Below are 13,486 nucleotides of genomic sequence, written 5' to 3'. Positions count from 1 at the left end.
CTGATCCCGTGTGCCTCCTGGAGGGCTGCGTGACACCCCAGGAGGAGACGGCATGACGACGAACCGCGGACGCAAGGACGTCATCCGGGACCGGATGGCCGCGACCGGCGAGTCGTACAACGTCGCCGCGCGGAACCTCAAGGCGATGAAGGACATGGGCGCCACCCGCGAGGCCCGGCTCGTCCAGCGGTGGCAGCCCGCGGAGTCGCTGGACGTGCCGTGCCCGTGCGGCGGGACGTGTGAACCGGGCGAGACGTGCGATCACTGCCATGCGCGGCACCGGCACGTGAAGCGTTACCCGGGCAGTGTCACGGACGTCGAGGTCTGGGCGGACCGCTACGAGTGCATGGGCTGCTCGTCGTCGTACACGCTCACCGTCCGCCTGGCGGGCCGTCCGTGGGGCGTGGCCGAGACCGTGGTGCAGGGCGGGGCGGCCGAGGAGGTCGTACGCGCCAGGGTGTTCCCCGGGGTGGTGCACCCGCTGCTGCGTGCCGAGGCGGCGGAGTCCGGGGACGAGGACTGAGGGCCGGCCCGGCGGTTTCGGCCGGGGAGCGCGGGGGGCCGAGGCGCTGCGCGGCATCACGCCCGGGTGTGGCGGGCGTCACCCGGAACGCCTGACCGATCGGTCAGCTCTGACCGATCGGTCAGCTACGGTGTCCCCATGCCACGTCCGCCTTCCGCGATGCGTCGTCAGATCCTCGACTCCGCACTGCGTCTCTTCGCCGAGCACGGCTTCAAGGGAACCTCGCTGCACGACATCGCGGTCGAGGCGCACTGCTCCAAGGCGTCCCTGCTGTACCACTTCGCCGGCAAGGACGCGATCCTCACCGAACTGCTGACCCCTCCGGCCGAGGGGCTCTCCGGCCTGGCCGGGGAGCTGGCCGCACTGACCGGCGCGCAGGCCGTCGAAGCCGCTGTCACGGGCTACGTCGGCCTCGCTCTGCGCTTCCACCTCGAGATAAAGATCATCTTCGCCGAGCTGCCCGACATGCTCGGCCATCCCGTGCTGGCCGTCATCCCCCGGGCCGTCGACCAGCTCGCGGCCGCGCTGGCGGGCCGTTCGGACGAGCCCCGTGCACGCGTCATGGCGCAGATGGTGATCGGCGGCGTGGCTGTCACGGTCGCCGCCGGCGTGGACGTCGAACCCGGCACGATGCGCGACGAACTGGTCCAGGGAGCACTGAGAACCCTCGGGCATCCGACCGGCCGGAGCTGACAGAAGCCGTCCAGACCGAAGAGAAAGACGCCTCTTTCGCATGGCAATACTGCTGTACCGGCTCGGCCGGCTGTCCTTCCGGCGCCGAGGTCGTGTCCTCGCGCTCTGGCTCCTGCTGCTCGCCCTGCTCGGTGGGGGCGCCGCGGCCTTCAGCGGGCCCACCACCAGCAAGTTCTCGATCCCGGGCACGGAGTCCCAGAAAGCCCTGGACGCGCTCGCCCGGGAGTTCCCGCAGGCGAGCGGCGCGACCGGGACCATAGTCGTCGCCGCACCCGAGGGCGGGAAGCTCACGCCCACGGCTGTGGCCCCCGTGACCGAGGAGGCCGCGGAGGTTCCGGGCGTCCTCGCGGCCGTCGATCCGTTCGCTTCCAAGGCCGTCTCGCAGGACGGCCGCTACGCCCTGATCCAGGTGCAGTTCACGTCGGGTGCCGACGGCATCACCGACGCGCAGCGGGAGGCGTTCTCGGAGGCCGGCGCGTCCGTCGCGGATCTGCGTGTCGAACACGGCGGCGAGATCATGCGGGGCGTGCCGGAGATCGGTTCGACCGAGATCATCGGTGTCGGCGTCGCCGCCCTCGTCCTGGTCCTCACCTTCGGCTCCCTGGTCGCCGCGGGCATGACCCTGCTGAACGCCCTGGTCGGGGTGGCGGCCGGCATGGCGGGGCTCTTCGCCCTCAGCAGCACAGTGGAGCTGACCAGCACCGCGCCCATCCTGGCGCTCATGCTGGGCCTGGCGGTCGGCATCGACTACGCCCTGTTCATCACCTCCCGGTACCGCCACTACCTCCTGGAGGGCATGGACGGGGAGGAAGCGGCGGGCCGGGCGGCCGGGACCGCCGGTTCGGCGGTCGTGTTCGCGGGTGCCACCGTCGTCATCGCGCTCGCGGGGCTCGCCGTCGCCGGTGTGCCCTTCCTGACGGTCATGGGCCTGGCCGCCGCGGCCACGGTCGCCCTCGCGGTGCTGGTGTCCCTCACCCTGCTGCCGGCCGTCCTCGGCTTCGCGGGCGCCCGAGTGCTGCCCCGTAAGCAGCGGGCCCGGGACCGCGCGCCCGCCGCGGTGCCCGCCGGGGCCGAGGCCGGCTTCGGCTTCCGCTGGGGCCGGATCGTGGCCCGGCTGCGGGTGCCCGTCCTCGTCCTCGGGGTGGTCGGGCTCGGCGCGCTCGCCCTGCCCGTGCAGGACATGCGACTGGCGCTGCCCGACGCGAGCACCGAGGCGGTGGGCTCGCCCAACCGCGAGGCGTACGACCTGACGACCGAGGGATTCGGCGAGGGCTTCAACGGCCGGCTGGTCGCCGTCGTGTCGGGCGACACGGCGCAGGCGACCGGTACGGCGGTCAAGGAGACCGCCGCGCTCATCACGGACACCGACGGGGTACTGGCCGTCGCCGCCCCGCAGTTGAACGAGAAGGGCACCACCGCCCTTCTGGCCGTGATCCCCGAGACCGGTCCGACCGCCGCCGCGACCGAGGACACCGTCAACGAGATCCGTGACCGGGTGGCGGACGTCGGTGGCGCCGCCGTCTCGCTGACCGGCGCCACCGCGGTCGGCATCGACGTCTCCGAGAAGCTCGCCGGTGCGCTGCCGGTCTATCTCCTGCTCGTGGTCGGGCTGTCCGTCCTGCTGCTGATGCTCGTCTTCCGGTCGGTCCTGGTGCCCCTGAAGGCGGCGCTGGGCTTCCTGCTGACCATCGGCGCCACCTTCGGGATCACCGTCGCCATCTTCCAGGAAGGCCACCTGTCGGATCTGGTGGGCCTCGACACACCAGGACCGCTGGTCAGCTTCCTGCCCATCCTGCTGATCGGCATCCTCTTCGGGCTGGCCATGGACTACGAGGTCTTCCTGGTCTCGCGTATGCGTGAGGACTTCGTCCACGGCGCCGACGCCCGCGAGGCGGTCATCAGCGGGGTCGGCCACAACGCACGCGTGGTCACGGCGGCGGCGGTGATCATGACGGCCGTGTTCGGCGGCTTCGTGTTCATGCCCGACCCGATCATCAAGTCCATCGGGTTCGCCCTGGCGATCGGCGTGCTCGTCGACGCCTTCGTGGTGCGGATGGCCCTCGTACCGGCGGTCATGCACCTTCTGGGACGCGCGGCGTGGTGGCTTCCCCGCCCCGTCGACCGGGTACTGCCCGACCTCGACATCGAGGGCGAGCGGCTGCAGCGGGAGATCCCGGTGCGGGAGCAGGTCGAGCTCGTGAAGACGTGAACGCGCCGGTGCCCCCGGCCCGAGGGCCGGGGGCACCGGAAGTGCGTCCGCTCAGTTCTCGTCCGGCGCCAACGTCAGCGAGATCGAGTTGATGCAGTAGCGCTGGTCCGTGGGCGTCGGGTAGCCCTCGCCCTCGAAGACGTGCCCCAGGTGCGAGCCGCAGCGGGCGCAGCGCACCTCGGTGCGGGCCATGCCCATGCTGTTGTCCTGGAGCAGCTCGACGGCCTCGGTGTCCTTCGGGTCGTAGAAGGACGGCCAGCCGCAGTGCGACTCGAACTTGGTGTCGGAGCGGAACAGCTCCGCACCGCAGGCACGGCAGGAGTAGACGCCCGCCGTCCTGGTGTCGGTGTACTCACCCACGAAGGCGGGCTCGGTGCCGGCCTTGCGCAGCACCGCGTACTCGGCGGGCGTCAGCTCCGCCCGCCATTGCTCGTCCGGCTTCTCGACGTCGTACGACACGGTGGCTCCCTCAGCTCGACAGGTGGTCCAGGATCTGCGGGCCGAGGTCGGTGACATCGCCCGCTCCCATGGTGAGAACCAGATCGCCGGGCTTCGCCATTCCCGCGACGGCCGCGGGGACGGCGGCCTTGTCGTGCACGGCCGTGACATCGGCGCCCGCGGCCTTCGCGGCGTCGATGATCAGTGCGCTCGTGACGCCCGGGACCGGGTCCTCCCTGGCCGGGTAGATGTCCAGGACCAGCGAGGCGTCGGCGAGGGCGAGGGCCTGGCCCATCTCCGTGCCGAGCTCCTGGGTGCGGGAGAAGAGGTGGGGCTGGAAGACCACCAGGAGGCGGGCGTCGGTCGCCGCGCCGCGCATGGCCTCCAGGTCGGCGGTCATCTCCGTGGGGTGGTGGGCGTACGAGTCGATGACCTGGACGCCGGCGGCCTCGCCCTTGAGCTGGAGGCGGCGCTTGACCCCGGTGTACTTGCCGATGGCCGAGGCCAGGTTGTGCGCGGGGATGCCGAGGGCGACACCGGCGGCGAGCGCGGCGACCGCGTTGTGCGCGTAGTGGCGGCCCGGGACGGAGACCGTGAAGGTGAGGTACTTGCCGTTGAGGACGACCGTGACCTCGCTGGTCAGTCCGCGCGGGGTGACCTTGTGCACGCGCACGTCCGCGCCCTCGGACTCGCCGTAGGTGACGACGGTGAGGGAGGAGAGCGCGCGGACCCGGCGGGTCAGCTCGACGGCGCCGGGCTGGTCGGCGGCGACGACCAGGGTCCCGCCCGGGACGACCTTGCCGACGAAGGTCTCGAAGGACTCGTAGATCTCGTCCATCGAGGCGTAGTTCGCGTGGTGGTCCAGCTCGACGTTGAGGACGATCGCGACCTCGGGGGCGTACTTCTGGAAGCTCCGGTCGCTCTCGTCGGCCTCGGCGACGAAGATGTCGCCGCTGCCGTGCGTGGCGTTGGTTCCGGGGCCCTCCAGGTCGCCGCCGATGGCGTACGAGGGGTCGAGGGCCAGCTCGGAGAGGGCGACGGCGAGCATCGACGTGGTGGTCGTCTTGCCGTGCGTGCCGGCGACCGCGATGGCGCGCGCGCCGTCCATCAGGGAGGCGAGCGCGTCGGAGCGGTGGACGACGGGGATGTCCAGCTCGGCGGCGCGGACGAGCTCGGGGTTGTCGGCGCGGATGGCGCTGGAGACGACCACCGAGGTCGCGTCGTCGGCCAGGTGTCCGGCGGCGTGCCCGATGTGGACGGTCGCTCCGAAGGCGCGCAGGGCCTCGGCGGTGGCGGACTCCCTGGCGTCGCTGCCCGCCACCTTCGCGCCGCGCTGGGCGAGGATCTTCGCGATGCCCGACATTCCGGCGCCGCCGATGCCGATGAAGTGCGGCCGTTCCAGGGCGGCAGGAATACCGGGTGCCATACGTGTCTCTCCCGAGCTGTGGGGTGGGTCTGGGTCGGCCCCCAGCCTATTCGCTGTGCGCGAAGAGCTTGAGCACCGGTACGCCGACCTTGTGGCGGGCCCGGGACGCCCAGTCGCGGTGGAAGAACTCCTCCACGTAGTGCGGCGCCGTCAGCACGATCACCTCGTCGGCCCCGGAGTCGTCGACCACGGTCTTCAGCTTGTCCAGGGGGTGGTCCTCGACAACCTGTCCGACGGCCTCCGATCCCGCCTCGCGCAGCTCCCGGAGCGAGAACTCCAGCGCCATCTCGGCGGGCTCCCTGGCCTCCTTCCCCTCCGGACGGTCCCCTTCCCGGACGGCTTCCCGCAGCTCGCCGATCGCCACGTCGTCGATCGCGCGCAGCAGCACGTCGGCCTGGTCGCTGCGGGGCTGCATCAGCACGACGAACGAGATCCGCTCCTCGCCGTGGAGGGTCGTGACGAATTCCACGTCCTCGGGGGTGAGGGGCTTCTCGATCATCAAAACGCTTGTGAACACGACAGGCGCCCTTCCGCTTCATCTCGTCGGCCGCAGGGACGGCCGCTGTTGCTGAAACCATCCTTCCCCGCGATTGCAGGGGTGACAGGACCAAGTGTGCCCACCCGGACCTAACCGGAACGGGTAATTCCGCTAAGTGTCAGAACTTCCCGTACCGAGTGAAGAGGAATCCTGCCTCTTCCAGGAGCGAGATGAGGGAGAAACGTTCCGGCACGATGACGGCGGGGCCGCCCGCGATGCGCTGCGCGTCTCCGGCGGTCAGCAGCGGGGACAGCGTCAGGCAGAGCTCGTCCAGCACCCCTGCCGCCACGAACTGGCCGAGCAGACGCGGTCCGCCTTCGGTGAGGAGCCGGCTGAAACCCCGCCGGCCCAGTTCGGCGACGGCACGCGCCGGATCGACGGCGGCGCCGTCCCCGGCGAACAGCACCTCGGCCCCCGCCTCCCGGGCCGCCCGGACCCGGTCGGAGGGCGCCGTCGCGCCGGTGACCACCAGGGTCGGGACCGGCGGCGAGGCGAAGAGCGGGAGCGAGAAGTCGAGGTCCAGGCTCGCGCTGACGACCGCGACCGCCGGGGCGGGGCCCTGACCCGCCGCCTCGCGCCGGGCGGCGAAGGCGTCACGGGCCCGCGCCGGCCGGTAACTTTCCAGGCGGACCGTCTCGGCGCCGACGACGACCACGTCGGCGAGTCCCCGCAGGGTGCCGAAGATCCGCATGTCGGTGGGGCAGGAGATGCCCTGGGAACGGCCGTCGTGCTGGGCGGCGCCGTCCAGGGTGGAGACCATGTTGGCCCGGAGCCAGGGGCGCTCGCCGTCGGGATAGGCGTAGGCCTCCGCCAGCTCGTCGAGCGTCCACTCGCGGTCGGCGGCCGCGGTGGCGGCGGGCGGGGTTGTCAGGTCCGTCACAGGGAGCAGGCGTCGCATGCCCAGCAGTCTGGCACGGCCCTTAGAGTGGATGGTTGTGTCGTCCTCCACAGCCGTGCCGGGGCAGAGCCCCATAGCCGAAACGGCCCCGCAGTCCCTGTGCGCCCTCGAGCCGCGCGTCCCCGCCGACCGTCTGGTCGCGGAGATGGTGCCGCCGCCGCGCTTCGACTCGGTGCGTTTCGATACGTACGTACCCGACCCGAACCAGCCGAGCCAGACCGAGGCGGTCGAGGTCCTCAGCTCGTTCGCGGCGGGGCTCGGCGGGGCACACGCGACAGGGGCGGGTAAGACAGGAAGAGCGCGAAGCGCATCCTCTGCGGGGTGGTGGCGGGCGACGGGTGGGTGGTTCGGCAAGAAATCCGCCGCAGCCCCCGCCGGCCCGCGCGGCGTCTACCTCGACGGCGGGTACGGCGTCGGCAAGACGCACCTGCTGGCCTCTCTCTGGCACGCCACCCCCGCCGAGCCGTCGCTCAAGGCCTTCGGTACCTTCGTCGAGCTGACGAACCTGGTCGGCGCGCTGGGTTTCCAGCAGACCGTCCAGACCCTGAGCGGACACCGGCTGCTCTGCATCGACGAATTCGAACTGGACGACCCGGGTGACACGGTCCTGGTCTCGTCCCTGCTCAGCAGGCTCGTCGAGGCGGGGGTCGCGCTGGCCGCGACCTCGAACACCCTGCCCGGCAAACTCGGCGAGGGCCGTTTCGCGGCGGCCGACTTCCTCCGCGAGATCCAGGGGCTGTCCTCGCACTTCAGGCCGCTGCGCATCGACGGCGAGGACTACCGCCACCGAGGGCTGCCCGAGGCGCCGCCGCCGTACTCCGACGACCAGGTCACCAGGGCCGCGTACGCGACTGCGGGGGCCTCGCTCGACGACTTCCCCGCCCTGCTCGACCACCTCGCCCGGGTGCATCCGAGCCGGTACGGCGCGCTGACGGAGGGGATCACCGCAGTCTGCCTCACCGATGTGCAGCCGGTGCCCGACCAGTCGACGGCACTGCGCCTGGTGGTGCTCGCGGACCGGCTGTACGACCGCGAGGTCCCGGTGCTCGCCTCCGGTCTTCCCTTCGACCGGCTGTTCAGTGAAGAGATGCTGAACGGCGGGTACCGCAAGAAGTACTTCCGGGCCATCTCGCGGCTGACGGCACTGGCGCGTGACGCAAAGGGGCTGGTGGCGCAGTAGGTTCGGGGGATACAGGGCGTACGAGTTCCTCCGGGTCCGCGTACGCCCGTACCAACCGCGCACACCGTTTGAAGGGATCAAGCATGGCTACCACGCGTCAGGCGCACACGGTCTGGGAAGGCAACCTGCTCGAGGGCAACGGCGTTGTCACCCTCGACTCCTCCGGGATCGGGGCGTACCCGGTCTCCTGGCCGTCCCGCGCGGAGAAGGCGAACGGCAAGACCAGCCCCGAGGAGCTCATCGCCGCCGCGCACTCCAGCTGCTTCTCGATGGCCCTCTCCAACGGCCTGGCCGGCGGGGGCACCCCGCCCACCCGGCTGAACACCCAGGCCGAGGTCACCTTCCAGCCCGGCACCGGCATCACCGGCATCCACCTCACGGTGGAGGGCGAGGTCCCGGGGCTGGACGAGGCGGGCTTCCTGAAGGCCGCCGAGGACGCCAAGGCGAACTGCCCGGTCAGCCAGGCGCTCTCGGGCACGACCATCACGCTCACCGCGTCGCTGGCCTGATCCCACCCGTCCCCGGGGCCTCGTACGCCCCGGGGACACAAGGGGCATCGTGGCCCGCGTGGTTCCCGCGCGCCACGGCGCGTGGTACACACATGCGGGTCACTTCACCTGTCCGCCAACAGGGAGTTGCCTCATGTCATCCACATCCCGACACCTCGCCACACGACGACAGGTCCTGGCCGGCAGCGCCGCGACCGCGGCCTCGGTCGCCTTCACCGGGGCCTTCACCGAGCTCTTCGCCGGCACCGCCGACGCCAGGGGGCACAGCGGCTATGGCCCCCTCCTGCCGGACCCCGACGGCCTGCTCGATCTGCCGAAAGGTTTCCGCTACCGGGTGCTCTCCCGGGAGGGCGACCAGCTCCGCTCCGGTGAGGGACAGGTGCCCAGCAACCACGACGGCATGGCCGCCTTCGCCGGCCGCCACGGCCGCGTCCATCTCGTGCGCAACCACGAGAACCGCACCACCGGAAAGATCGGCGTCCCCACGGTCGAGGGCCTCACCTACGACCCGATGGGCAAGGGCGGGTGTACGTCCCTCGAACTCGACGGCCGCGGCGACGTACGCGGTGAGCGTGTCGCCATCGCGGGTACGGCCGTCAACTGCGCGGGCGGTCCCACCCCTTGGAACACCTGGCTGACGTGTGAGGAGACCGAGGACAAGGCCGGCACCAACGGTTACACGAAGGACCACGGCTTCGTCTTCGAGGTGGACGGCGCCGATCCGCGCCGTACCGGGGCCGTACCGCTGACGGCGATGGGCCGCTTCCAGCACGAGGCCGTCGCGGTCGACCCGCACAACGGCATCGTGTACGAGACGGAGGACGCCTTCGAGAAGCCGTTCGGGCTCTTCTACCGCTTCCTCCCCGAGAAGCCGCTCGGCGGCACGGGATCCCTGCGGGCCGGCGGCGCGCTCGAGGCCATGCGGGTGCCCGGCGTACCCGACCTCTCCGCGATCCAGGAGACGGGTGCGAGCTTCGACCGGATCGAGTGGGTCCCCGTACCGGATCCGGGGGCAGCGCAGACCCCGATCCGGCTGCAGGACTTCGGGGCGAAGGGCATCACACACGCCCAGAAGCTGGAGGGCTGTTACTGGGGCGGTTCCTCGGTGTACTTCGTCTCCAGCTTCGCGCACAGCTCGGAAGGGTCGACGGCCGACCACTTCGGCCAGGTGTGGCGGTACGAACCGAAGCGGCGGAGGCTCACCCTGGTGATCGTCTTCGGTCCCGACACCGATGTGCGGCTGCCCGGCGAGTCCCCGGACAACATCTGCCTCGCCGCGGGGGGCGGGCTGATGGTCTGCGAGGACGGGGGCGGCGCACAGCACGTGCTCGGGGTGACGCGGCGTGGCGAGGTCTACGCGATGGCGCGGGGCCGGCAGAACATCGGGACGGCCGAGGAGCCGGAGTGGGGCGAGTTCGCGGGCGTCACGTTCTCACCGGACGGCGGGACGATGTTCGTGAACTGCTACACGCCGGGGACGACGTTCGCGGTGACGGGCCCCTGGCGCTGACGGGGGCACGGGCAGTCGGGTGATCCGGCTGCCCGGCCGGCGGGCGGCCGGAGCGCCGTGAGCACGTTCCGCCGGACCACGGCTAGCGTCCTTCGATGATCAAATCCGTTCGTACGATGATCGTGCTGGCTGTGGTGGGTGGCGTACTCACCGGCTGCGGAAGCTCCGGGACGACCCGCGCCACGACCGCCGCGCTCCCGCCCGCCTCTCCCTCACCGGCGACGGAACCCGCGACGGGGCCCGCCTCCCCGTCGCGGGTTCCCGAGAGCGAGCCGCCCGTCCTGGCCCCCGGTCCCGGCGGTCTCACGCCGGTCTTCGAACGACGGGCGGGCGGCGCCGCCGACGGCTCCGCGGCCCGGGGCGGGGCGGACAAGGTCGTGGCCCTCACCTTCGACGCCGACATGACGGCGGATCAGGGGCCGCGTGCCGCTGACGGCGAGCACTTCGACAATCCCGGACTGATCGCGTCGCTGCGCCGGCTGAAGGTCCCCTCGACGGTCTTCATGACCGGCAGGTGGGCGCAGGAGTATCCCGCCCAGGCCCGCTCGATCGGCACCGATCCCCTGTTCGAGATCGCCAACCACTCGTACAGCCACTACGCCTTCTCCTTCCCCTGCTACGGCCTGCCGACCGTCGCGAAGACGGACATGCGGAGCGATGTGGAGCGGGCCTTCACCGCGATCCGGGAGACCGGGGCGCGCAACGTCGTGCCGTACTTCCGCTTCCCCGGCGGCTGCTACGACGACACCTCGCTGAAGGCGCTGGCCCCGACCGGTGTGACCGCGGTCCAGTGGGACGTGGTCAGCGGTGACGCCTTCGCCACGGACGCGGACGCGGTGGCCGAGCAGGTGCTGGGCGGGGTGGAGCCGGGGTCCCTGGTGGTCATGCACTGCACCCGCAGCGCGGCGCCCGTCACCGAAGACGCCGTACGCCGGATCGTCCCGGAGCTGCGCGAGCGCGGCTACCGCTTCGTCAAGGTCTCCGAGCTGATGCGCGGCTGACCGCACCCGCCCGCGCGTCAGCCGGAACAGGCGGTGCGCCCCGCCTCCTGCCACGCGCAGACCGGGCAGAGCGTGGCGCCCTTCGTCGACTCCGGGTGTTCGGTCGGCTTCCGGCACAGCACGCACTCGGCGTACGGCGGACCCGCGTCCACGGGTGCGGGGTCCGGCGCGGGTGTCTCGCAGTACGCATCGTCCATACGTCGAGGCTACTCACTCGCGCAGAGCGGCGATCCGGGACGTGAGCGCGGCCACCGCGACGGCGACGGCGAGCGCACCCGCCAGGGGCAGCAGCGGCACCCGCACCGTGCCGGTGAGCGAACCGGAGACCAGGCCCGTCACCGCGGCCTTCGCGGGTGAGCCCTCGGTCACGAGGGCGAGCAGGGAGCCGAGCACGGTCGCGGCGAGCGACCAGCCGTGGCGGTGCAGGACCGGCCGGGCGCAGAGCGCCCCGACTGCCGATCCCAGCAGGGCGGAGCACCCGGCCGCGAGCAGTCCGGCGAGCGCGGCGGGCAGGAGCGGGACGGCGGCGGTGTGGTCGGTGCTGACCGGTTCGCTGATCAGCAGCACGATCCCCGCCCCCACGGCGCCCAGGACGAGCGCGCCGCCCAGGCCGGTGAGCAGCGAGGCGCGGTGGGCGCGCGCCGGCCCGACGGCGGAGGCGGTGACGGTCCGGGCGGCGAGCGGCTCCTGGGTGACGCAGAGCCGCACGAGCCAGGCGGCCGCGGGGAGCAGCGCGGCGGCGGCGTAACCGAGCGAGTCCAACAGGGGCTGCCCCGCCCGTACGCCGATGCCGAGGACCGCCGCGTACAGGAGGAGGGGGGCGAGCCAGCGCTGCGAGCGTGCCAGCGTCGCGGCCTGGTAGCGGATCACTGCGGTCGTGGCACCCACGGGCGAACGGACCGCACGGGCGGGGCGCGGGACCGTCTCCGGCGAGGGAGCGGCGGTGGGGTGCCCGCCGGGTGCCGGATCCACGGCCCTCCCGACCGCGGGCACCGGGCCCTGGGCGGAAAGCTGTGTGAGCCCGGTGACGTGCCACGGCGGACGGGCCGTGAGCAGGGCGTGGAGCAGCGTGTCCGAGTGCGCCGCGGTGGTCGTGAGCCGGACCGCGGCCGGGTCCCCGGCGTCCCGTTCCACCACGGGCGCGCCCGGCAGGACTGGCGGGAGGGCGGCGGGAGGCCGGCCGGTCGCCTCGATCCTGACGTGCGGGCCGGTATCGCCGGGCTGAGCCGCCGCCGGGGTGAGGGTGTGGCCCTCCAGCCGGTACGCGAGGTCGGCCGCCCCGGCGAGCCGCTTCGGGTCGTGGTCGACGAACACCACCGTGGCGCCGCCGGCGACCCGCTCGGCGACGGCCCGGTCCAGTTCGTCACGGGCCGCGGTGTCGAGCCCGGTCCAGGCCTCGTCCAGGACGAGGAGGTCCGGTTCGGCGAGGAGCGCCTGGGCGACGGCGACCTTCTGGCTGGTGCCCTTGGAGAGTTCCGCGAGAGGTGTACGGGCGTGCCCGGCGGCCCCGAAGCGCGCCAGCCACTCCTGGGCCCGTACGGCGGCCTCGGCGGTCGGAAGTCCGTGGACGCGCCCCATGTGGATGAGGTAGCCGGCCGCGGTGAACGGCAGCGCCGCGGGGAAGCGTTCGGGGACGTACGCCGTGCGCGGCCGGTCCAGGAGGCACCCCTCGGTCGGCGCGTCGACGCCCGCGAGGAGCCTCAGCAGTGTCGACTTGCCGACACCGTTGGGACCTTCGATCCGGACCAGGGCGCGCGGGGGCAGCTCGAGAGCGAGCCCCCGCAGCACCCAGGGACCGCGCAGGCCGTACCGGCGGCCGACTCCTCGCAGGATCAAGAGGACGACTTCTCCGGCTTGAGCTCACTCGGGCGTACGATCACGAAACCCTCCCCCTGGAGCATCAGCTGGACCGCCTCGCCGGACCCGCCGCGCACCATGGAGCCGACGCTCTGCGAGCGGTGCAGGGAGGTGGAGAGCTGGGCGCTCCAGCCGACGACCGCGTCCGTGTCGACGTACACCGGCTGCTGCGCGGTGACGGGGATCACGATGGGGTTGCCGTCGCAGATCAGGCCGAGCTTGCCGTGTCCGCTGAAGACGCTGTTGAAGAGGCCGCCGCCCGTCATCCCGGCGCCCTTCACGGTCTTTATCTCGTAGGACAGACCGGCGTCGAAACAGAGGACGTTGCGGCCGTTGATGGTCAGGACGTCGCCCTGCTCCATCTCCACGATGAAACAGTTGGCCGCCTCGTGGGCGAACCACGCCTCCCCCTGGCCGGTGACCGCCATCAGGGCCAGCCCCTCACCGGTCACGGCCCGCTTGAGCATGCCGCCGATGCCCTGGCCCTTGCGCTCGAACCGGAGATCGCCGCGGAAGGCGATCATGGATCCCTGACGTGCGTGCATCTCACCGTTGACGGCGTACTTGATGGACTTGGCGTTCTGCAGGGTCATGCCGGGGGCGGTGGCCTGCTGCGCCATGTGCTCGCTGGAAAAGAGGTCGCTCTTCATAGCGCGCATCCTCACCCGGAGCTCTCCGTTCCGCCAAGAACGCCTTGTCCGAGG

The 13,486-nt window shown here is 72.0% G+C and carries 14 protein-coding genes; 7 read left to right on the top strand and 7 right to left on the bottom strand.

The annotated features are described in order from the left end of the window. Nucleotides 1-52 precede the first annotated feature (52 nt). From ACZ32T_RS10990 to ACZ32T_RS10980, 3 genes are all read left to right on the top strand, one after another. The gene (locus ACZ32T_RS10990; RefSeq protein ID WP_467263734.1) at nt 53-523 is read left to right on the top strand and encodes a hypothetical protein; all 471 of its coding nucleotides are present in this window, start codon (nt 53-55) and stop codon (nt 521-523) included. 138 nt (nt 524-661) lie between these two features. Next, nucleotides 662-1,216, top strand: coding sequence for a TetR/AcrR family transcriptional regulator (locus tag ACZ32T_RS10985; RefSeq protein WP_467366386.1), 555 nt, complete (start codon nt 662-664; stop codon nt 1,214-1,216). A gap of 40 nt (nt 1,217-1,256) precedes the next feature. Beyond that, nucleotides 1,257-3,425: an MMPL family transporter gene (locus ACZ32T_RS10980; protein ID WP_467366384.1), complete on the top strand. Its 2,169-nt coding sequence runs from the start codon at nt 1,257-1,259 to the stop codon at nt 3,423-3,425. A 51-nt stretch (nt 3,426-3,476) separates the two neighbouring features. On the opposite strand, the gene msrB is transcribed toward ACZ32T_RS10980, so the two are convergent. From msrB to ACZ32T_RS10960, 4 genes are all read right to left on the bottom strand, one after another. Then, nucleotides 3,477-3,884 (bottom strand): peptide-methionine (R)-S-oxide reductase MsrB, encoded by a 408-nt coding sequence (gene msrB / locus ACZ32T_RS10975; RefSeq protein WP_467263727.1) that lies wholly within the window; start codon nt 3,882-3,884, stop codon nt 3,477-3,479. A 10-nt stretch (nt 3,885-3,894) separates the two neighbouring features. Next, on the bottom strand, nt 3,895-5,289 hold the full coding sequence (murC, locus tag ACZ32T_RS10970) for a UDP-N-acetylmuramate--L-alanine ligase (protein ID WP_467366382.1): 1,395 nt from the start codon (nt 5,287-5,289) through the stop codon (nt 3,895-3,897). A 46-nt stretch (nt 5,290-5,335) separates the two neighbouring features. Beyond that, a complete protein-coding gene (locus ACZ32T_RS10965) occupies nt 5,336-5,788 on the bottom strand; it encodes an indole-3-glycerol phosphate synthase (RefSeq protein ID WP_467263722.1) in 453 nt (150 codons plus the stop codon). A gap of 157 nt (nt 5,789-5,945) precedes the next feature. Beyond that, the gene (locus ACZ32T_RS10960; RefSeq protein WP_467263720.1) at nt 5,946-6,725 is read right to left on the bottom strand and encodes a pyrimidine reductase family protein; all 780 of its coding nucleotides are present in this window, start codon (nt 6,723-6,725) and stop codon (nt 5,946-5,948) included. 37 nt (nt 6,726-6,762) lie between these two features. Between ACZ32T_RS10960 and zapE the strand changes: the two genes are divergently transcribed. From zapE to ACZ32T_RS10940, 4 genes are all read left to right on the top strand, one after another. Beyond that, on the top strand, nt 6,763-7,905 hold the full coding sequence (zapE, locus tag ACZ32T_RS10955) for a cell division protein ZapE (RefSeq protein WP_467366379.1): 1,143 nt from the start codon (nt 6,763-6,765) through the stop codon (nt 7,903-7,905). A gap of 83 nt (nt 7,906-7,988) precedes the next feature. After that, a complete protein-coding gene (locus ACZ32T_RS10950) occupies nt 7,989-8,414 on the top strand; it encodes an OsmC family protein (RefSeq protein WP_467263716.1) in 426 nt (141 codons plus the stop codon). Nucleotides 8,415-8,547: 133 nt separating this feature from the next. Then, a complete protein-coding gene (locus ACZ32T_RS10945; RefSeq protein ID WP_467366377.1) occupies nt 8,548-9,924 on the top strand; it encodes an alkaline phosphatase PhoX in 1,377 nt (458 codons plus the stop codon). A gap of 95 nt (nt 9,925-10,019) precedes the next feature. Next, the gene (locus ACZ32T_RS10940; protein WP_467263712.1) at nt 10,020-10,925 is read left to right on the top strand and encodes a polysaccharide deacetylase family protein; all 906 of its coding nucleotides are present in this window, start codon (nt 10,020-10,022) and stop codon (nt 10,923-10,925) included. A 17-nt stretch (nt 10,926-10,942) separates the two neighbouring features. Here ACZ32T_RS10940 and ACZ32T_RS10935 read toward each other — a convergent pair whose 3' ends face one another. The 3 genes from ACZ32T_RS10935 to ACZ32T_RS10925 are packed head-to-tail and all read right to left on the bottom strand — an operon-like array spanning nt 10,943 to nt 13,432. Further along, nucleotides 10,943-11,122 (bottom strand): hypothetical protein, encoded by a 180-nt coding sequence (locus ACZ32T_RS10935; protein ID WP_393764173.1) that lies wholly within the window; start codon nt 11,120-11,122, stop codon nt 10,943-10,945. 13 nt (nt 11,123-11,135) lie between these two features. After that, nucleotides 11,136-12,761 carry an ATP-binding cassette domain-containing protein gene (locus ACZ32T_RS10930; protein ID WP_467366375.1) on the bottom strand — a complete coding sequence of 542 codons (1,626 nt, stop codon included), beginning with the start codon at nt 12,759-12,761 and terminating at the stop codon, nt 11,136-11,138. Next, nucleotides 12,758-13,432: an AIM24 family protein gene (locus ACZ32T_RS10925; protein WP_467263708.1), complete on the bottom strand. Its 675-nt coding sequence runs from the start codon at nt 13,430-13,432 to the stop codon at nt 12,758-12,760. The genes ACZ32T_RS10930 and ACZ32T_RS10925 overlap by 4 nt, the downstream gene beginning before the upstream one ends. Nucleotides 13,433-13,486: the final 54 nt, after the last annotated feature.

It is taken from the genome of Streptomyces sp. NPDC023573 (assembly GCF_055559735.1).
Note: the sequence above shows the minus strand (reverse complement) of the source record. Positions and strands in the feature narration are given on the sequence as shown.